Below are 19,351 nucleotides of genomic sequence, written 5' to 3'. Positions count from 1 at the left end.
GGCGTGGGGCATGGCCGGGGCTCCTGGGTGGGTGCGTAGGCATACGAATGGGCCCGGCGGTCGGCGCCGGGCGGCTTCCGGTCCCGCTGCGGGACCTCTTTCGTCACTCAGGAAACGCCCATGAGGGGCAGCCTAGAGGACGCCCCGTCAGCTGGCGCGGCCGTTTTCCGGCGTGAAGATCAACGCCGTGAGCAACCGGAACGTCTCCTCCGGGTCCCGGCCCTCCATCGCGTCGGCCAGATTGCCGCTGAGCAGCAGCGTCGCGAAGCCGTGGGCCAGGGACCAGGCGGCCACCCCCGCGAGGCGGTCGTCCTCGCCCCGGCCGGCCGGCGGGAGGTCCGCCACGCCCGCGCGCAGGGCCTCGGTCGCCCGGGCGCGGGCGGCCAGGAGGTCCGGGTCGTCGGTGCGGTGCAGGTCCGGCTGGAACATCACCTGGAAGTGCGCGGGGTGCGTCGCCGCGAACCGTACGTACGCCACGCCCCGCTCCCGGAGGTCCGGGGCCCCGGCCAGTGCGTCGGCGAACAGGGCGTAGCCCTCGGCGGCCACGGCGGTCAGCAGGCCCGTGCGGTCCTTGAAGTGGTGCGCCGGAGCGGCGTGCGAGACGCCGGCTCGCCGGGCCAGGTCGCGCAGGCTCAGGGCGCCGGGGCCGTTCGTAGCGATGGCGTCGAGGGTCGCGTCCAGGATCACGCGCCGCAGGTCGCCGTGGTGGTAGGTGCGCTCGCGCTCGCTGGTCATGGCAGCACCCTACCCGGCATCTAGTCATTGACAAGTTCCGACGGTGCGCGCATGCTGGAGATCTGATCTAGTCATTGGCAAGATGCACGACGCATGTTCCGAAGGGTGGAGATCATGACCGGCGAACCGGCCCGTGTGCGGCAGATGTGGCACCTCCTGGAGCCCCTGCACGCCGTTCTGTACTACGCCCCCGAGGCCTTCGAGGAGGCTGCGGCGCTGGGCTACGACACCGAGGAGCGCTGGGCGAGCTACTTCGCCTGGCGGGCGGCTCCGCTGGGGGCGGTGGACGCGGCGGAGGCGGTGCGGACGTTCCACAGCTTCGCCCCGGCGATGGTGGAGCGCTACGTTCCGGGCATCTGGGCGACCGCCGCCCCCGAGGCCGTGCTCGCGACCCGGCTGCGGGCGGTCGACCGGTCCTACCGGGCCCTGTTGGGGGATCGCGTGGAGGGACCGGAGTTCGCCGAGGCCGCCGCGCTGGCCCGCCGCGCGGCCCAGGCGGCAGGCCCCGGGACCCCCGGCGGCCTCGGAGCCGCCAACTCCGCGCTGCCCTGGCCCGAAGCCCCGCACCTGGTGCTCTGGCAGGCGGCGACCGTTCTGCGCGAACACCGGGGCGACGGGCACATCGCCGCCCTCGTCGGGGCCGGCCTCGACCCGGTCGAGTCGCTGGTCTCCTTCGCGGCGGTCGGCGCGGCGCCCCCCGAGGTGTTCGCGAGCCGGGAATGGGGAGCGGAGGAGTGGGGCGCGGCCCGGCGGCGGCTGCGCGAGCGCGGGCTGCTGGCGGCGGACGGCACGGCCACGGACGCGGGGCGCGAGCTGCGCGCGAAGGTGGAGCTGCGTACCGACGAGGAGGCCGCCGCGCCGTGGCGGGCGCTGGGGGAGACGGGGCGCGAGCGGCTGGTGGAACTGCTGGGGGAGCCCTGGCTGGAGGTCATCGGCTCGGGACTGCTTCCCGCCGAGAACACCCTCGGCATCGGGAAGGTGTGAGAGAGGCGAAAGGTGGGCGCGGTCATGGAAACCCCTCCGGCGGGGAAGACGCCCCTAGGATTCTCGGCGTTCGGCTTTCTCCCCGTCAGGACGGCTTCACGTGATAGCTCCCGGTACCTACCGCGCGGCAATGCCCGCCATCGGCGCCCTCGTCGCGATCGCCCTGGCGGGCGGCTGCGGCCCCGACGGCCTCGCGGCCGGCGGCGGGGAGGCCGCGAGCGGCGGGACCAACGGCGGCGCGCAGTCCGCCGAGGGCTTCGGCGCCAGCCCGCTGGACAACCCCGACGGTACGAAGCCGGGCCTGGCCCCCCTCACCACCGACGCGGACCGGGCCGCCGCCCGGAAGATCATCGAGAAGGTGGCCACCAAGGGGCGCGGCCCGAAGACCGGCTACGAGCGGAAGAGGTTCGGCTACGCCTGGAAGGACGGGATCGACGGCATCCCGCTCGCCCGCAACGGCTGCGACACCCGCAACGTTATGTGAGCACCACCAGTGTCCCAGGTGAGAGTGTCTCACGCTGAGGGCGGGGGAGCGCAACTCCGGTGTCTCAACGAACGGCAGTTTCCGTGGGATTGCCACCCGAAGGCAGCTTCTGGTCCGGGCAGGCTGCCAGCACTTTCGCCATTGCGTCCTTCTCGGCCTGCGTCACCCACAGCCTGTACTTCGTCTTGACGGAGACTTGCCCCGCCACGTAGTCGCAGCGGTACGACTTGTTGGGAGGCAGCCAGGTCGCGGTGTCGCCGTCTCCCTTCCGGCGGTTGGCGGAAGAATCGGCTGCCACGAGATTGAGCGGGTCGTTCGCGAAGGCTCGTCTCTTACTGTCACTCCACTGCTGTGCGCCCTTCTGCCAGGCGTCGGAGAGGGCGACAAGGTGGTCTATGTCGATCTTGCTGTGCCCGCGTATGAAGGTGATGCGGGTTCCGGTGTAGGGGTCGGGATCGAGCACTCCACGCAGCACCTTGCATCCGTCCGAGCCGCGGGAGACGGCGTCCAGCTGATGTGCGAGTACGTCATCACGGGTTCCGCAACCGTTGTGGTCGGTGTCGACCCAGGCGGAACCGAACTCGCGCCGGTCGTATCCGGTCTTGGGGGATCGCCCCTTCACAGTGAGGACATCCACGGCTTGCAATGCCGTTCCTGTAAAGGCCGTGGCAGTTCGGGGTGGGGAGTTAATGGGGTTGTTCCCGACGTCGCACCCAGCCAGCACGAGCGAGCCCGCTAGCAGCGACATGGTTAGCCGAATCAGGTGTTGGGAGCGGCAGGCTACATGGCGAGGCGTCATAGCGGACCAGAGTAAGGAGGTGCGGGGCACAACTCGTAGTCGGAGGGGTGGAAATCTTCGTTCCTCGCCGAGAGGGCCACTTCTCCCGACAGCGACGCCAGGTTCTCGTGCATGGCTGGGGGAACTCCGCGTGGCCAGCACGGAAGGCGCTTCGGCGGTCGGGGCGACCGGGCCGGCTCAGTTCGTGGCAGGCCCCAGCGCGGCCCATGGAGAGGGAGGTTCGGGGTTCTGTCGGGATCGTGGCGAGCCGGGGTTACCATCGGGGTGCTGATTGATCCACGCCAGCCCGCCGATGTCGAGTTGGTGGCGGGCTCGGGTGACGGCGACGTAGGCAAGGCGGGCTTCGGCGTCGTCGATGTCGCCGGGCAGCGGATCGCCGTTCTCGTCGGTCTCTTCCTGGTCCATCGGTTCGGTGAAGTCCTCGCCGATGCGGACGGAAGCCCATTCGCGGCCCTTGGCCTTGTGGGCTGTGGAAACCACGATCTCGGCGCCTTGCTCGACGGAGAGCTTGTTCACCGCGTCAAGGATGACGTCGACGCCGTGTTCGTCGACGAGTTCGACGAGCGGCAACAGGTCGCGTCCGGAGGGGTCATACTCGGCGTACTCCTGGAGCTCGCCCCAGGAGTCGAAGAGGATCAGTTCGGGGTGGATGCTGCGCCTGCCGGCCTTGAGGTCTCGGGCAGCTTGCGCGAGGGCCCGCAGAGATTCACCGCCACCGACGAGGGCGACCCGTCGGCCGTCCTCCAATAGCCGCATGACTTCGAGCATGGACCCGACGTTGGAGCGGCACAAGATCGCATCCGGCTCCGTGACGCGCTCCAAGCGGGTACTGATTGCCGGGGTTCCGGTCAGCCGGATCGGGGAATCGACGATGTGCAGCCACCGGTTGGCTTCCTCAGCGAGTGCCGAGCCGAAGCGGAAGGACTGGGACAGGGCCAGCTGAGTGCCCTCGAAGTCACTCATTACGTCCCGGGCGCCGCGCCACCCGTAGATGGCCTGGGCCGAGTCGCCGACCATCACCAACTGGGTGTGCTGGCGCTGAGCGTTGAAGATCTTCTCGACAACGGGGTTGGTGTCCTGAGCTTCGTCGAGCAACAGGAAGTCTGCTCGAATCGTTGGCTCGGTCAGGGCCCAGATCTTGAGGTAGTGGTCGTGATCGAAACGGACGACGCCTTCCAGGGGGCTTTGCAGGTCCTCCCACGCCTTGGTTGCGTACGGCAGGACGATGTCGACCAGCTGGGTGTGCAGGTGTTCGGCTTCGATGCCGCGCAGACGCGGGACGTGGTGGCGTTTGATGGTGCTGTCCGCCGACTGGCAGAAGCGAGTGACAGTTCGCAGCGTAGTGTACGAAAGTGCCTTATTGGTGACGTTTCGCTCTCCGATGCGGATTCGCATGTTGACGGCGATGCCGAGGGAAGCGCCGGTCTTCCAGCCAGGAATTCTGGGGGCGTTCATTCGAGGTGCGTACATGTGGCCCACGGCGCTGAACGCGAGGGACTGCGCGGTCTTGCACAGGATGTTGCTGGGGAACGTGCGGGCTGCGTCACCAGCGATGGACTTGTTGAAGGCGATATACCGGCCGCGTTTTCCGGTGCTGGCAGCGAGCATGGCCAAGGTCGTGGTCTTGCCGGTTCCGGCGCCTGCCTGCAGGACCACATGGTCTCCACGCTGGAAGGCGTCGACGGCCGTGCTCTGCTCATAGGTTGGGTCGGGCATCGTGCTCCTCAACGGGTGGGTGCGACTTCATAGCGCAACTTCACCGTGACACAAAGGGATCGGGCGTGTACGGCGATCACGACTCCCGCGGTGGCTTCTGCGGCCTACCAGGCCGTGGCGGGGGCAGGGAGGCCGTTAACGAGTCCTGGTGCCCGCAGCTGGCGCGGACTCACCTGTCAGCGAGACCGCGCCGGCCTCCTCCCGGCCTGATACCAAAGCCGAGGTAGACCCCGCGCGGATGTGAGGCCAAAGGAACGGCGAAGGCCGGCCAGGGTGTCCTGTCGTGGCCGGCCTTGTTGACTGGAGATCGTCCTCTACGAGCGACTGATGGTACCGCGGGCGAAGTTCTCCAGGATGCGACTGCTGGGTACCTCCGAAAGTGACACCAGTCGATTTGCCAGCGCCACGGGGATCAGGGCGTTGTCGTACATCGAGCAACGGAGCTCAGAGACCGCAGCCAGCACGTCGGTGAGGTTGATGTAGTCCTCGAACTTGGGGGTCGATTTGTGCCCCCCAAGGGTTGGGACGGTTGCCACATACGTGCTCCCGTCCTTCGCTTTAAAGATCATCTTTCCGCCCCAGTAAGTGTTCTGCCCGTAAGCGATCGTTCCGCCAGGGTCGCCGGGCACCACGTACTTGTAGATGTAGTCGTTAGACAGGGGCAGGACGACACCGGCGAAGTCTCCGTCGGATTGCGCCTCGGAGAGGGCTTTGCCGAGGCTTTTTTCGATGTGCACGGCATGCTCTACGAAGGACCCGCTCTTCTCGAGGCCGACGACGTTGAGGAGCGGCAGGACCTTGCTCTGGTCTGCAGGGTCACGGTAAGAGGCAAGGAAGTTCGCGAGGTCCCGCAGCGGGTCTGCCAGAGTGAAGACCTGACCGAAGAGCGCGAGCGGTCCGTCCTTGATGAACAGGAACTCGCGCAGCAGGATCGGCTTCATCTCCCACAACGCGTGGATCACGTGAACCAGCGCGAGGGTCTCCAAAGCGGAGAGCAGGTAGGAGGTGATGCGGCTGGCACCTTGCTCATCGTCCACGAGCTCATGGAGCCGCAGGATGTCGGCCAGATAGATGGGGCCGCGGCAGCTCGTGCACTCGGAGCGGTAGGGAGTATCGGCGGTCAGCACGATCTCTTCGCGGCCGCACCCGTTGACGTCCTTGTTTGGGCAGTGCCGAAGCGTCCGACGTGCGTCCGGGGTGTTTGCCCAACGGCGATAAATAAGCCAGCGCAGAGTGTCGTACAGGGACTTGTCGCCCTCGATGCGGCGTGCGAGGAACTCGTGGAGGGTCAGACGAATTGAGTCCTGCAGCCCGAGTCCGGAGCGGGAGATGTTGCGCGTAGGAAGCGCGAGTTGAAAACGCTGGATCTTCTTGAGCTTGGCCAGGTCTTCCGGTGCGATGAACGTCTCGCGATCGAGCTGCCGGAGATCGTCGAGTTTGAAGATCAGCGGGCCGAACGCAAAGAAGGTGATCGTGGCCGAGGGGAACTCATCCCGCACGAGGGCCTCGCGGAAGCTGCCGTCCACTGCGATGACGTGCTTGATCGTCTGGCCCCCAGATGCAGGCACACGCACGAGGAGTTCCTGGACGGTCTGGGTGTCGGCTGGCCGCGGGATGCTGCAATCGGCCAGAAGGTCCTTCACCTCCTGAGAGGCGATGATGTTGGTGTGCGAGATCTTGCTTGCGCGTTCCATGGGCTTGCGCCCATTAAGGCTGGAGTAGGCCACGCTCAGACCCCCGAGACCTTGAACGGGTCAACCTGGATCGGCACGATGAATGTGTTCGAGTCGATCTTGAGTCGGATGAAGCCCTTGTCGATCGTGCGGCGCAGGCTGTCCGTGAAGTCCTCGAAGTCGTAGTACTTGTCCAGCTCCCGCAGTTCGTCGCGATTGTTCAGGTGCGAGACGAACCAGTTCTGAGTGTTCTTCAGGATGCTGCTCGAGATCGAGCTAACCTCCTGCGTCGCATAGCACAGTCCGATCCACAACTTCTGGCCCTCCTTGGCCAGCCGGTTGTAGATTTGCGTGAGGTCCTTGTCGTCCTTGCGGGGGAAGAGGTTGTGGGCCTCCTCGAAGTACATCTGGATGAAGTTGGTCTGGTTGTTATTGATGAACCGGTCCATCGCCTCGTTGAAGATCTTGCGTGATACGCGGTCCGAGTATGTGCGCTGGATCTCGGGGTTGCCCTGGGACAGGTCCAGGATCACGATCTTGCCTGCCCGCAACAGGCCGACGATCTCGTCTTCGAACGGCGCGGCGATACTGTCGGTGTGCAGAATGCGGTGCTTGATGAGCTTTCGGAAACCTGCCTCGTTCGCCGCGCCCCCGGGCTTGGCCTTGCGGGTGAGGAAGCGCATGAGAGTCTGCGTGTCCTCGTCAGCCCATTCACGCCCCTTCTTCTCCCGCTTCAGGCGCTGGAAGGGGCCATCCGCCTCGGCGTAGTTCTCCCAGGCCGCAGTGAACCAAGCCACCGCGTCGTCGATGGAGATGCCCTTACTCGGATCCACGCCGTCGAGTCCGGGGATCCCGCTCTCCATGATCGTTTTGTTCGACTGGAAAGACACCCTCTGCCCCGCGTTGCCGAAGCCAGCCTGCTTCAGGCACGTCTGGTAGACGGCCTTCTTGACGCCAAAACGGGTCTTGGCCGAATAGTCATCAGGATCGGGCTCGGTCCAGTCGATCGAGCAGAAGGCGCGGGTGTAGGTGCTGGTGTCGTCATCAAGCAGACCAGCCAGCAGTCCGTGCCCTTCCGGGATCGAGCGGTGGAAGTTCAGCTTCATAACCTTGAAGCCAGGCTTCTCGAGGACGCTGTAGCGCGTGACCTCGTTCGGGTACTGCTCGTAGATCGCAGTGCCGTCGTCCTGCTGGTTGGCATTGGCGTACTCGCCGTTGATGTCGAAGATGATCTGTCCGACGGGCAAGACCTGCTCATCCTTGATCTTCACACCGGACCCGGAGATCCCGACTGTTGCCTGGATGATCTTCTTGACGGAATTGGACTTGCCGGTGCGGGTCATGCCGAACAGGGCAGTCCGCTTACCGAGGAAGTCCAGCGCCGACACATAGACAGGGACCTCGGAGCCAGTCTGATGACGCAGGCTGGAACTGTAGCGGACCTTGCCGATCCGTTCATCGCCCTTGCCGCCGGGGATGCCCTGTTCGCGGAAGTTGACGATGTACTCGAGGATCTTGCCCGTGGGCTTGACGACCCGATAGTTGTGGGGTGCGTAGAAGTTGTCGAGGTCGCCGGCGAAGCGGGTCGTGCGGTTCTCGTCGCGGTAGAAGGTGCCGATCACGCGGCATTCGAGCCCGGAGAACTGGAACTCGGAGCGGGTGTAGGAGTCGAGCGGGGTTCCGCTGCCGTCGCGGGGCGCTTCCTTGTAGTGGTCGACCATAGCCATGACCATGTCGTCGTCCGTGGGCAGCTTGGTGGGCCGCAGTACGCGCAGCAGGACGGCCTCGTCTATACCGGCTTCGCCGTTGTAGAGAGCGAGGAGGAAGGCGCCGGCTGGCACGCCGCCCACGCTCTGCTTCCACTTGTCGTTGCTCATCAGGCGGAGGCGGTCGTAGTCGAGGTAGAACGGGCGCCCAACGAAGGCATCTTCCTTGCGGCTTTCCGCGAACAGGTCGACGCTGGCCAGCTGCTTGAGCTCCTCGAACATGGTCTGCATACTGCGGTTCCCCCTGCTGTGGAATTTAGCTGCGCTTGTTCACGAAGGACAGCTGCTGGGTCCAGGACGACGGGATGACGTCCGGAAGTATCTGGGGTGTTGGGCTAAGTAGCAGCAGCCGGTCGACTTTGGTGGCCCGGCCACTGTTGTGCTTCCAGATGCGGCTGACCTTGCGGTTCTGGGGGATCTCGTCGGCGATGATCCCGTGCAGGTGCCAGCCCTGGTCCTGCAGTACGCCGTCCCAGACGGCCTGGGCGAGGTTGAGGTCCTCTTCTCCTCGCCGGACATCCCCGATCACGAAGCACACGTAGCCGTCCTCAGCAACGACCGTCTTAAGGTTCGCCGCGACCGACTTCATGAATTCCAGGTATCGCGTGAGTGAGGACGAGGCCATGAGTCGCTCGTCCACTTCGGACGAGGTCTCGCCGAGAAACCAGAGACGCACCCAGTTGTACTTGCCGTACTTGATCACCTGGAGGTACGGAGGGGAGGTGAAGATCAGCTTCGGTCGCTTGTGGACGAGCCAGGACGGCGGAGGAGTCGTGGCGTCATGCGTCCAGGTCTTGCCGCCGCTCCGCTTGGCGGTCGGCAGATCGAGACGTTCCAGCCGTGTGCGCAGCATGTCAAAGACGTCGACCTCTGGTCGTACGAGGCCGTGTTCCTTGATGTACTTGGCCACATACCCAGGTGCCATTGCGAAGGTGTTCGGCATGCTGATCGAGAAGCCCCGCGGTACGCCGGACTTGTTGTGGTTGGCGTGCAGCATGCCGAGGATCGTCGCGATCCAGAAGCAGTCGGTGTCGTGCGTCCGGTCCAGCTGCCCCTTCAGCCAGAGCAACTGCCGGAGCGTCTCATCGCTGTAGAGCATCGTGATGTTCGCGGGTTCATCGGCGATGGATACCGCGCCGGGTGAGTAGCTGCCCTCAATCTCAGCCAGTCGCTTGAGTAGCGTGCGCTTGCTCGGGACACGGGTCTTCGCCTGAGAGAGGACGACGGCGAGCGGGTTCGCGTCGCTTCCATATCCGCGTCGCCCCTGAAGCACCGCTTCGAGGGGGACAGTGCCCCTCCCGGAGAATGGGTCGTAAACAGCATCTCCGGGCTCGGTAAGCCAGTCCACGAAGAAGTGCGCCAACTGAGGCGGGAACATGGCGAAGTAGCTGCACAGACTGTGCAGGGGGTGACCCCATCGCCTAGGGGCAGAGCGCCACTGCAGCGGAAGATCCTGAATTTGATAGCTCGCGGAAACGCCCATGCCTCTGATCATGTAGTACCGGTGCCGTCGCAAGCCAGTACGCGGCCCTGAGCGTTCCGATACTACTATCCGTCACCCTGTCAGTACATAGAGATCACCGAACCTCATATCTGCCCAGGCTGAGCGCATGATCGGTCTCGCGAACCAGCTCGAACATCGCCGGGCCCTGCCGACTGTGCGGGAGGCCGCGCAGAGATGGACGGCCCGTGCGCCGAATTGTCCGTCTCTGTCGGTCGAGGCATCGTGTGTATCGAGGCAGCCTCAACAACGGCAAGGTCGACCGTGTTTGCGTGGTGATAGGCCACGCACCGGGATCCAGATCAGCTGCGACAGCTGCCGGTTGCAACCGATGGCGGGCCCGACAGTCTTGGTGCACCCTTCGGCGCTTGAAGACGCGCGTGCCACTCAATCCCCTCACGAGTGCAGGGGGCGTACAACGCCGTCGGAGTGCTGGGCGAGCTGAACACGCAGTTTGCGGGCGTCATCCTCAACCTCCTTGTTGCGCAGGGTCAGTGTCTGAATCTGGTTGGCGTAGGTGGCGGCGGCGTCCTTGAGTTCGCGGATCTCGGCGGCTTTGTCCTGACGAAGATCGCGTAGCTCCTTGCGTAGGCGGGTGACCTCCGCCTTGAGCGTGTCGGTCTCGGGCCGCTTGACCTCCGGAGCGGCCAGGATCTCCTTGATCGCCGCGGCCACCGGGGAGCGGTAGTAGGAGGCGCGGGAGACTCCGGCCTCGGCAGCGATGTTGACGGCGGTCATCGAGCCGTCGGTGATTTCGGGGCGGCCGTTCATGAGCTGCTCGAAGGCCCGCATGATCTGCCGATCCAGGTCGGTGAGGCCCTCGTGTTCGCGCGCCAGGCGGGCGAACACGGTCTGCGTGGTGGCGGGGGCGGTCATACGGCGGTGTCTTCCTCGTCGGTGAGTTCGGTGATCAGGTTGTCCAGCGTGGCGACGAATTCCCCTATGGCGACCTGTTGCAGACGCGGGAGGCCGGCAGTGTCGGCGAACTCTTCCACGGCCCGGTCGCGCGTGCTGCGGATGCGGGGCAGGTGGACGGCGGAGCGGCGGGAGTTGGGGCAGCTCAGGCACATGTTCAGCATCGGCAGCGGGCGGCCGACGGTCTTGGCGCGTTTGCCGCACACTGCGGCGGCCTCGTGGTGGAAGCAGTCGTTGAGGACGCCGGGGTGCAGGGTGCGGGTCAGGTGGTGCAGTGCGGTCCGCAGGCGTTCGGGGCTGGCGACGGTGCCGGGCAGGTCGCCGAGCTCGGCTCGGATGCGGTCGAACTCGGCATCGATGCGACCTACGGCACCACCAGCGGACTTACCCCCGTCGTTCCAGTCGTGGTAGAGATCTTCGACGTAGTCGAGTTTGGCCACGGCCTTGTCGGCGGCGACCTCGTCGGCGAATCCGGACTGAGAGGTCCCTGCGTACCCTTCGAAGATTGTGTAAGCGGTGTGCTTGTACTGCCGGGTTCCGGCCACTACTCCGAAGGGCTGGTGGGCGATGTGCCAGGCCAGCGTGCGGCGGAACTGGCGTGTGTTGAACTTCCACGGCAGCTCTTGGTGCCCCTCGTCGCTGCCGCCCGCAGCCTCCTCCGCAGTGGCCTGGCCCAGCTCAGCATCGTCGTCCTCCAGAAGGTCCGGGGAGGCGACCACGTCGGTGACCGGCAGAGGCACGTAGAGGCCATCGGGGGTGCTGAACAGCTCGTTGAGGTGATCGCGGAAGGCATCCAGACGCTGAGGCATAGCGCTGGTCATCGCGTATCCCGTGGCTTCGCCCCGGTAATGGCCGAACAGGTGGCGGGGGTCGTCGTTGATCTGCTTGAGGACGTTCACCGCCTCGTGCACTACTGGCAGGACTGTCCATTCGGCCTCGTCGCCCGTGAGTTTGCGACCCTTGTAGACCCGGCCGCGGATCTTGTACCGGGTGCGGCCATCCGCTCCGGTGTCGGTGAGCGCGCACTCCCGGGAGAGCAGACGCACCTCGTCGTCGCGCATTCCGCTCAGATACGCGATCACCAGCCAGCAGGCGGTCCGCAGGAAGGACACCTCGAAGCCCAGGGTCGTCGGGGACAGCCCCGCACACCAGGCCTTGCCGGAAGCCGGCCAAGGCGACATCGCCACCGGGATGCCGCCCGCCTCCCATCCCAGTTCATCCCCCGCCGTGATGATGTGGTCACGGAAACGGTGCAGGCTGCTGGTTCCGATCAACAGCTCAAGCAGCTGGATGTTCGGGGCCTGCACCACGCCGTCCCGGACCTCGGCCCAGGGGACACGGTGGGCTTGGGTCGGAGGGACGGCGGGCAGGCCGCGGCCAAGGACCCGGCGCTCGGCGAGGTAGACATCCAACGCCTGCCTGACGCTGAGGCCACGGCGGCGACTGGCACGGTTCGCCTCAAGCCGATCCAGTTCGCTCCGGGCGGCCAGGACGTCGCCGCTGGCGACCTGCACGTAGAACAGTGCGGCCGCCAGCATTGGTGCCAGGACCTCCTCGGGGATGCGCGGGGTGGTGTTCTCCTTCGGCGTGGGCAGCCCACCGACGTGCCGTGCACTGCGGTGGACCCAGGGAGCCAGTCCCAGGCGGTCATGGGAGAGAAAGGGCCCGTGTGCCGCGAGGTGCTTGAGCACACCGACCAGGTTGGTGGCGGCCGAGGCGCCGGAAGCCTTCCACAACGGCAACACGGCATCGAGGTGTTCGCGCTCGACGTCCTTCAGACAGGAGGCGCCGACTGTCCGCAGATCGCGGAAGATCCGGGCCAGGGCCTCGGCTTCCGCGCACGCTCGGGTGAGCTTCATCGGACGGTGGAACCGGCCGGAGGGACGCCGCAGCCGGGAGTAGATGTACTCCTTCGCGGTGCGGCGCTGGCCATCGTCCTTGATCACGCGGAAGTCCACCCACCGCCTCAGATGCGTGCGCGGTAGGAAGGCCCGCAGGTCCCAGACGTCCTCGCTGAATCGAGGACCGCGGTCGACGTGGTGCCGGGTCAGCCGTGTGGGCAGGACGTAGTCGTCTGGGGCGGGAGGGGGGACATGTGCCGGAGCGGGAGCGGGGACAGTCAACGGATTGTCTCCAGGTACGAGCCGGGTAGGGCCAGACGGGTGCCGTCGGCTTCTGCGATGGCACGGGCATTGACGATCTGAGGAGCACTGAAGCGCGCCAGGACGCCGCTGGTGATCCGCTCGTGAGCGAGACCGAAGCGAGCGGCCCACTCGGCAGCGGAGAACTCCTCACGCTGCCGCTCGATCGCATTCAGCGTGGACAGCACCGCAGGTAGGTGCCGGGTGGTGAATACAGCGTTCGGGCACTCCAGACACACCCACGGCGGCACCGGGCACGGCGCCCCCTTCTTCATCGCGTACGGCGAGGCGAAGAAGTCCTGGCAAGCAGAGACCCACACATCCGTCGCCCCGGACAGCGCGTCGCGCACTGTCTCCGATGCCATCTCGCTCTCACCGTCATCCAGACGCTCGCCGTCCTCGTCGAGTACCACCGGCGGCGGCAGAGCGACCGCCAGGGCCTGGGCGAGCCCCGCTTCGACGGCCTGTTCATGGATCTCCTCATGCGCTCCGATATCGGCGTAGTGAGATCCCGCGACCTGTTTCGAGTGACCGCTGGCGAAGTCCGGCAGAACGCCGCCAGCCCGCAGATACTGCTTGGACTTGTACGTCTTGCGCAGCCGTCGCAGATCCACGGTGACCGGCTTTCCGTCCCTGTCAGTCATCGCGTCGATGCCGTACTTGGCGATGAAGCCCCGCCTTTGCCGGTGGCCGACCCCGCTCCCGGTCGCGAACGCGGGTGCCAGCTCACCCGTGAGGCGGGAGGCCGTCACCCACAATGCGTCGTAGCCGCCGAGGTCACGACCGAGTTGGTTCAGCCGCATCGCCAGCCGGAGCACCCCGCCGGGCGAGCGTAGATTGCCGCCGTCGCGCACTCTCAGTGTCTTGTGCGGGTCGGCCCCGGCGCGGCGCTTGAGATACGCGATGCTCACAAATCCCCGGGCTGGGTTCAAGAGACACCCCGCCTTCAGATCCTTGATGGCTTCGGGCTCCATCCCGGTCTGGCAGGCCAGCAGGATCTGGAACGGCGCCATGTCCACCGAGGACAGGAACAGCATCGCGTTCACCCCGCGCATCCGACCGCTGTCGGCCACCACGGGGATGTGCCGGTGCTCGCCCGTGAGCGGGCCGTTGCGACGCATCCACCACAGCACGTTCTCCAGCTGGTCCCAGCCGTGGACATCCGGGTCCTGGCCCCGGTCGGCCAGCCGTTCACCTGCCAGGATTCGGTCGCGAATCTCACCGACCTCGGCCAACGCGCCCGCTTCCATGGCGTCGAAGACCGGGAACGGATAGGCGTCCAGCGGTTTCCTGACGTTGGACGCCTCACTGGCCGCGTAACCCAGTCGCCTCTGGAACTCTTGGCTGAATCCGTCTGGCCTGGCGTCGTGCGTCCTGCGGAAGATCCGCATCAGACGCGACATCGAGTTGAAGGGCGTCGAGCTGTCCTCACCGTACTGCGCGAGCAGCTTCTGCTCGTAGGCGTCCAGCAACTCGGGTTCCAGGTCGTCCAGATCGACGCACTCACCCTCTTCGGGCATCGCCGCGCAAAGAAAGGTCAGGAAGTCGCGGACAAGAGCAACGGTGGCCATGATGTGCCGCCGGTCGAACTTCAGCCCCTTGGGCCGGTGGAGTTCCGCAAGGGCCGTGGCCATCGGACGGGTCACGCGAGGACAGGGCAGGTCAGAGAAATCGATCACCTCGTCCTGACCGTCGAACTGCACGGTCAGGACCACTGGCCCGATCGTGGGCACCGGCTGCGGCAGCGGGGGAGCTGACACGGCCTCGGAGAACCGGACGCGACGCTTACTCATCGGTCCGCCTCGGCCGGCATCTCGAATGGGTCCAGGCCGGCTTCCTGCTCATCCCACTCCGCCAGCGCAGCCAGCACGATCTCCTGGGCCTCGTCCAGCACGTCCAGGTACTGGTAGACGGTCTGTTCGTGGGCGTGGCCGAGCAACAGCTGCAGCTTGCGCATCGGGTTGCCGATCAGCATGCGCTTGATCTGGGCCAGCGTGAAACGCCGGTCCTCGCTCATTCCCATCGCCCGGATCGTCTGTCTCAGCAGCAAACCGAGCATGTACACCGCGAATGTGTGCCGCAGCGTGTGCGGATGGACGTCGAAGTCGATACCGAACGCCGCGCACCGCTCGTTCGCGCGCCGGAAGGCCGACTGCCAGGTGGAACTCTTCAGCGGTCGGCCGTCCTCGCCCAGCCACAGCCACAGCGGGCCGCTCGGCAGCCCCCGACCGTTCACCGACAGCAGCCGAAGCCGATCCTCCATGCCGATCTCCGAGTGGGGCCACGCCTTCCGCTGCCCCTCCACGACCAGCGCCTGCCGGTTCGCCCTCCGGACGAGCCAGGGCTGCTCCCACTCCGCGTACACACCCGTCGCCTGGTGACGCTGCACCAACTCGTCCCGTTCAAAGCCGAGATAGTGGTGCAACTCGCGCAGGACACGACGGCGCGAGAACACAGTCCGGGCAACATGACGCTTGGTGATCGCCCGCGACAGATGGAAATCTCCCCGGCCCTGGGCCAACGGCGGCAGCTCCGGAACCAGCAGGCAGGACGCCTCACCCAGCCGCATGCCCGTGCACACCAGCAGATCGGCGAACAGTGCGTTGCGGTCGCGATTGCGCCCGCGCCACTTCGGGTCACGCGTGCCGTCGGGCAGGAATCCGCGCAACCCCACGTCCCGCCACAGCAGATAGTCCTCGTACGACAGGAAGGTGATCGGGACCCGGCCCGGTCCCGGCAGGGACTCGGCATTCACCCGCATCTGCTTGGGCCCCTGAGACGTCATCACTGTCTTGTCGATGTAGCGGAACGGCTCACGCGACAACAGTTGAGCGTCCAATGACCACCGGACCCACTTGTCCAGCGCGGCGATCGTCCGTGCCCAGGTGGTCTCCTTGATCCGGTCGTCGGGGTCGAGAGCCTCCAGTCGCGCGTGCTTGTACGCGCGCAGGTCCTCACCGTCGATCTCCCAGATGGACTTGCCGCCCCGCGCCTCGTGCAGGAACCGGCAGACCAGCATGATGTCCGAGGAGTATCCGCTGATCCCGTTCTCCGACCGCACACCCCACTCGGGCAATTCCCGGAAGAAGCGGTTCAGTTGTACGTCGTACGCTCCGTCTGGCCCGAGGATGAACCGCTGCCCCTCGGTGACCCCGGCCCGCTGAAGCACTCTCCGAGCGTCGAAGTCCATGCCCGGCACCGCGGCCAGATGCCCTGCCGTGCGGTGCAGAGCCACCACCGCCTCGCCCTCTTCTACCTCAGCCGTATCAACCGTCGGCATCGTTCAGCCCTCTGTTGCTGATGAGTCACTCATTGAGTGAACATAAGAATGCATCTGATGAGACAGGGGAAGGTGCAGCCATAAGCAACGACCTGCTCGCCCGGGACGGCAAGGACATCGAGCACAAGGCGGGATCCGACTGCGTGGTCATGTCGATGACGCTCCAGGACCCCTATACCGGCGAGAACATCGACTGGCGCAAGCAGCGGGCCACCGAGGTGCAGATCGACCATGTGATGCCGCTCTCCTACAACTGGCAGATGGGCGCCGCCCGCTGGAACGAGTCCAAGCGCGAGCGGATCGCCAACGACCCGCTCAACCTCATCCCGGTGGACGGCCCGGCCAACAACGCCAAAAGGGACTCCGGCCCGGCCTCCTGGCTGCCGCCGTACAAGCCGATCCGCTGCTCCTACGCCGTACGGTTCGCCCAGGTCTCGCTGAAGTACGAACTCCCGGTCACGGCCGCCGACAAGCGGACCATGCTCACCCAGTGCGGCGGCTGAGCGGCTGCCACCGCACCGGGGAGCGGGCGGGTCTCAGACCTTGCCGCCGCAGATGACGTCGTACGGCCGGCCGATCGTCATCATCAGCTGCATGGGCTCCGTGGTCGCCGCCGGACACTCCTTCTTCTCCTTGACGAGGCCGAGGACCTTGAAGGCGTCCGCCCCGGCCGAGGCGCAGGCGATCTCCTGGGCCGTCGCCGACACGCAGTCCCCCTCGACGAGTTGGCCGCCCCCGGCGCCCGCGTCGCCCGGGTGCTCCCCGGACAGGTTGCGGCCGCAGACCGTGTTGGTCGGGATGCCGCCGCCCTTCTTGCCGTCGTCGGAGCCGAAGACCCGGGAGACCTGGATGATCAGGTCGGTACCTGCCGGGCACTGGATCGCGTCGGGCATGAAGCTCGCGTCCTCGATCTTCAGGGCCTCGAAGGTCGCGCCCTGCTCGTCGCAGTCGAAGGCGCGGTAGCCGTCCGGCTTGTTCTCCGGGTCCGGGCCCCCGCAGTCACCGATCTCCCACGACCCACCCTTGCCGTCCGACGCGGACGAGGACGAGGACGACGAGGACTTCGACGACTTCGAGGATTCGTCGCCGAAGATCTTGGACGCTCCGTAGCCCAGTCCGAGGATCACCGCGAGCACCACCAGGCTCTGCAGGCACCCGGCGCCTCTCCGGGGGCGGGTCGGTGTACTGCCGGGCTGGGTCATGGTTCTGCTCCTCGACGAGTGGCGCACAGGGGGCGAAGTCACGGGTGGGGACGCGGCATGGACACCTCATGGTTCCGGCCGGTTCGGGCCGGTCCCGGCCCGAACCCGACGGTGGGCGCGCGCGGTGGGCGCGCGGTGGTGCCGAGCCGATATTCGCTGGTCGGAGGGGCGGAGTCTGTCTAGGGTCGCGCGCATGGAGCTGAACATCACCACCCTCGCCGAGCGCCCGGAGCTGGCCGACGCCCTGGACCGGATGCCCGACACCTGGCCGGAGTTCGTCCTGGAGGACATCGTCGGCTGGGCGAACTTCGCCCGGATCGCCGTCGAGTTCCCCCAGTACGTGCTGGTCGCCACCGACCCCGAGGGCACCGTGGTCGCCCGCGCCTACAGCGTGCCCTTCGTGCTGGACGCCCCCGGGCGCGGTGAACTGCCCGTCGGCGGCTGGGACCGGATGCTGCTGTGGGCGTTCGCGGACCTGCGGCGCGGACGGACGCCCGACACGGTCGGGGCGATCGAGATCACGGTGGCCACCGGCCACCAGGGCAAGGGCATATCGGGCCGGATGCTCGCCGCGCTGCGCGACAACGCGCTACGGCTCGGCCTCCGGGAAGTCGTCGCCCCGGTGCGGCCGAACGGCAAGCACCTGCGGTCCGGCCTGCCGATGGAGGAGTACGCCCGGCTGACCCGCCCCGAGGACGGCCTCCCCGTGGACCCCTGGCTGCGGGTCCACGCCCGGGCGGGCGGCACGGTGGACTCGGTCGCCACGGTGTCGATGACGGTGAGCGGCTCGCTCGCCCAGTGGCGGGAGTGGACCGGGCTGCCGTTCGACAAGGACGGTCCGGTGGAGGTGCCGGGGGCGCTCGTCCCGGTGCACTGCGCGCTCGCGCACGGTTACGCGGTCTACGTCGAGCCCAACGTCTGGGTACGGCACCGACTGTGATGCCCGCGACCCCGAGCGCGGCGGCCCCCGCACCCGCGACCCCGAGCGCGCCGCCCCTCGCCCCTGCCCCCGCTCTCCTCGTCATCGACATGCAGAACGCCCTGGTCGCGATGGCGTACCGGGCGTCCGGCACCGTCGCGGCCATCGCCGGCCTCCAGGCACGGGCCAGGGAGGCCGGTGCGCCGGTGGTGTTCGCGCAGCAGCGGGACGACGAGGTGGAGCCCGGGACCGAGGGCTGGCGGATCGTGCCCGAACTGGCCCCGGCCCCCGGTGAGACGGTCGTGCCCAAGGCCGCCCCGGACAGCTTCCTCGACACGGAACTGGACGCGGTCCTGCGCGCCCGGGGGGTCGGGGAAGTCGTCGTCACCGGGTTCGCCACCGAGATCTGCGTCGAGTCCACGGCCCGGCAGGCGCTGAGCCGGGGGTACGACGTGGTGCTCGTCGCGGACGGGCACACCACGTCCGTCCGGCCCGGCCCCGGCCCGTACGCCGCACCGGAGGCGTCCGTCGCGCACCACAACGAGATCTACCGCAACCTCCGTTTCCCCGGCCGCCGGGTGCGCGTACTGCCGGCGGCCGAGGTGGACTTCACCGGCGGAGCCCCGGCACCGGCCGGTTGACCGGGGGCGGCGGTCCCGCGGGCGGGGAGAACCACAACGGTTGGGTACAACCCGGGGTCGGCCGGTCGGTGGAGGTGTATACGCTCACCCCACACGTCCGACATACGCGTCCCAGGAGCAGCACATGCACGGCTACGGCCCGACGCCGCAGCAGCAGACGACATCCCGGCCGTCCTCGGCGACGCTCACGACGGTGCGCGTGATCCTCGTGGCGGTGACCGTGCTGAGCTGCGGCATGCTGGGCTGGGTGGCGATGCTGCGGCTGGCGTGCGTCACCCGCAGGCCGCGCGACTGGGTGCTGCTCGCGGTCGTGATCGTCCTCAACGCCGCGCTGTTCGCCTTCATCATGGACACACCCGACGACCCCGAGGACATGTCGGACGCGTCGGCGCTGTTCATGATGGTCTGGATCGTCGGCCTGCTGGCCGGGGTGATCACCTATTACCTGTACGTGGAGATCCGCCACTACAACTCCCTCGGCACCCCGCCCCCGTTCCCCGCTGCCGGGCACCCCGCGCCGCTCCCGTACCAGCGGCACCCCGCGCAGCAGCACCACCAGCACCAGCGCCCGCAGCCCAACCCGTACACCGTGCAG

At 66.9% G+C, this 19,351-nt stretch carries 15 protein-coding genes and 2 pseudogenes; 6 read left to right on the top strand and 11 right to left on the bottom strand.

Going from position 1 to position 19,351, the window contains the following annotated elements; all coding sequences use genetic code 11:
• Positions 1-147: 147 nt before the first annotated feature.
• Positions 148-735: a TetR/AcrR family transcriptional regulator gene (locus HET64_RS22370; protein ID WP_215108254.1), complete on the bottom strand. Its 588-nt coding sequence runs from the start codon at positions 733-735 to the stop codon at positions 148-150.
• A 114-nt stretch (positions 736-849) separates the two neighbouring features.
• Here HET64_RS22370 and HET64_RS22365 point away from each other — a divergent pair, with 114 nt between their 5' ends.
• Both HET64_RS22365 and HET64_RS22360 read left to right on the top strand, forming a co-directional pair.
• Positions 850-1,719, top strand: coding sequence for a hypothetical protein (locus HET64_RS22365; RefSeq protein WP_215108253.1), 870 nt, complete (start codon positions 850-852; stop codon positions 1,717-1,719).
• 100 nt (positions 1,720-1,819) lie between these two features.
• A pseudogene (locus tag HET64_RS22360) lies at positions 1,820-2,194 on the top strand (HNH endonuclease); the annotation flags it as partial.
• Between the two features lie 73 nt (positions 2,195-2,267).
• On the opposite strand, the gene HET64_RS22355 reads toward HET64_RS22360, so the two are convergent.
• From HET64_RS22355 to HET64_RS22315, 9 genes are all read right to left on the bottom strand, one after another.
• The gene (locus tag HET64_RS22355; RefSeq protein ID WP_374105571.1) at positions 2,268-3,002 is read right to left on the bottom strand and encodes an HNH endonuclease family protein; all 735 of its coding nucleotides are present in this window, start codon (positions 3,000-3,002) and stop codon (positions 2,268-2,270) included.
• Positions 3,003-3,179: 177 nt separating this feature from the next.
• Positions 3,180-4,718 carry a UvrD-helicase domain-containing protein gene (locus tag HET64_RS22350; RefSeq protein ID WP_215108250.1) on the bottom strand — a complete coding sequence of 513 codons (1,539 nt, stop codon included), beginning with the start codon at positions 4,716-4,718 and terminating at the stop codon, positions 3,180-3,182.
• A 314-nt stretch (positions 4,719-5,032) separates the two neighbouring features.
• Entirely contained in the window at positions 5,033-6,445 is a 1,413-nt protein-coding gene (locus HET64_RS22345; protein WP_215108248.1) for a DNA double-strand break repair nuclease NurA, read from the bottom strand.
• A gap of 2 nt (positions 6,446-6,447) precedes the next feature.
• A complete protein-coding gene (locus HET64_RS22340; protein WP_215108246.1) occupies positions 6,448-8,388 on the bottom strand; it encodes an ATP-binding protein in 1,941 nt (646 codons plus the stop codon).
• 25 nt (positions 8,389-8,413) lie between these two features.
• A complete protein-coding gene (locus tag HET64_RS22335; protein ID WP_215108244.1) occupies positions 8,414-9,640 on the bottom strand; it encodes a DNA methyltransferase in 1,227 nt (408 codons plus the stop codon).
• A 414-nt stretch (positions 9,641-10,054) separates the two neighbouring features.
• Positions 10,055-10,534 carry a hypothetical protein gene (locus tag HET64_RS22330; protein ID WP_215108242.1) on the bottom strand — a complete coding sequence of 160 codons (480 nt, stop codon included), beginning with the start codon at positions 10,532-10,534 and terminating at the stop codon, positions 10,055-10,057.
• Positions 10,531-12,519, bottom strand: a complete 1,989-nt coding sequence (locus HET64_RS22325; RefSeq protein WP_308370298.1) for a hypothetical protein — start codon at positions 12,517-12,519, stop codon at positions 10,531-10,533. The genes HET64_RS22330 and HET64_RS22325 overlap by 4 nt, the downstream gene beginning before the upstream one ends.
• 173 nt (positions 12,520-12,692) lie before the next feature.
• The gene (locus HET64_RS22320) at positions 12,693-14,429 is read right to left on the bottom strand and encodes a hypothetical protein (RefSeq protein ID WP_215108238.1); all 1,737 of its coding nucleotides are present in this window, start codon (positions 14,427-14,429) and stop codon (positions 12,693-12,695) included.
• Between the two features lie 74 nt (positions 14,430-14,503).
• Positions 14,504-15,904, bottom strand: coding sequence for a tyrosine-type recombinase/integrase (locus HET64_RS22315; protein ID WP_251145691.1), 1,401 nt, complete (start codon positions 15,902-15,904; stop codon positions 14,504-14,506).
• A gap of 161 nt (positions 15,905-16,065) precedes the next feature.
• Between HET64_RS22315 and HET64_RS22310 the strand changes: the two are divergent.
• Positions 16,066-16,497, top strand: a pseudogene (locus tag HET64_RS22310) (HNH endonuclease family protein); the annotation flags it as partial.
• A gap of 33 nt (positions 16,498-16,530) precedes the next feature.
• Here HET64_RS22310 and HET64_RS22305 read toward each other — a convergent pair.
• Complete coding sequence (locus HET64_RS22305; protein ID WP_215108236.1) at positions 16,531-17,196, bottom strand: hypothetical protein; 666 nt, start codon at positions 17,194-17,196, stop codon at positions 16,531-16,533.
• 193 nt (positions 17,197-17,389) lie between these two features.
• On the opposite strand from HET64_RS22305, the gene HET64_RS22300 reads away from it, so the two are divergent.
• From HET64_RS22300 to HET64_RS22290, 3 genes are all read left to right on the top strand, one after another.
• Complete coding sequence (locus HET64_RS22300; protein WP_215108234.1) at positions 17,390-18,136, top strand: N-acetyltransferase; 747 nt, start codon at positions 17,390-17,392, stop codon at positions 18,134-18,136.
• Positions 18,136-18,756 (top strand): cysteine hydrolase family protein, encoded by a 621-nt coding sequence (locus HET64_RS22295; protein ID WP_215108232.1) that lies wholly within the window; start codon positions 18,136-18,138, stop codon positions 18,754-18,756. Before HET64_RS22300 ends, HET64_RS22295 begins: the two co-directional genes overlap by 1 nt.
• A 124-nt stretch (positions 18,757-18,880) precedes the next feature.
• Positions 18,881-19,351: hypothetical protein (locus HET64_RS22290; RefSeq protein ID WP_215108230.1), on the top strand; the 471-nt coding region annotated here is incomplete at its 3' end.

Origin of the sequence: Streptomyces sp. McG3 (assembly GCF_018619185.1) — a bacterium.
GTDB lineage: Bacteria > Actinomycetota > Actinomycetes > Streptomycetales > Streptomycetaceae > Streptomyces.
This window is presented reverse-complemented; position numbering and strand designations above follow the sequence as displayed.

What these genes read in the sequence shown, in the direction of transcription:
- HET64_RS22370 (WP_215108254.1), bottom strand. Translation starts at nt 735, where the DNA reads ATGACCAGCGAGCGCGAGCGCACCTACCACCACGGCGACCTGCGGCGC.
- HET64_RS22365 (WP_215108253.1), top strand. Translation starts at nt 850, where the DNA reads ATGACCGGCGAACCGGCCCGTGTGCGGCAGATGTGGCACCTCCTGGAG.
- HET64_RS22355 (WP_374105571.1), bottom strand. Translation starts at nt 3,002, where the DNA reads ATGACGCCTCGCCATGTAGCCTGCCGCTCCCAACACCTGATTCGGCTA.
- HET64_RS22350 (WP_215108250.1), bottom strand. Translation starts at nt 4,718, where the DNA reads ATGCCCGACCCAACCTATGAGCAGAGCACGGCCGTCGACGCCTTCCAG.
- HET64_RS22340 (WP_215108246.1), bottom strand. Translation starts at nt 8,388, where the DNA reads ATGCAGACCATGTTCGAGGAGCTCAAGCAGCTGGCCAGCGTCGACCTG.
- HET64_RS22335 (WP_215108244.1), bottom strand. Translation starts at nt 9,640, where the DNA reads ATGGGCGTTTCCGCGAGCTATCAAATTCAGGATCTTCCGCTGCAGTGG.
- HET64_RS22330 (WP_215108242.1), bottom strand. Translation starts at nt 10,534, where the DNA reads ATGACCGCCCCCGCCACCACGCAGACCGTGTTCGCCCGCCTGGCGCGC.
- HET64_RS22315 (WP_251145691.1), bottom strand. Translation starts at nt 15,904, where the DNA reads ATGGACTTCGACGCTCGGAGAGTGCTTCAGCGGGCCGGGGTCACCGAG.
- HET64_RS22305 (WP_215108236.1), bottom strand. Translation starts at nt 17,196, where the DNA reads ATGACCCAGCCCGGCAGTACACCGACCCGCCCCCGGAGAGGCGCCGGG.
- HET64_RS22300 (WP_215108234.1), top strand. Translation starts at nt 17,390, where the DNA reads ATGGAGCTGAACATCACCACCCTCGCCGAGCGCCCGGAGCTGGCCGAC.
- HET64_RS22295 (WP_215108232.1), top strand. Translation starts at nt 18,136, where the DNA reads ATGCCCGCGACCCCGAGCGCGGCGGCCCCCGCACCCGCGACCCCGAGC.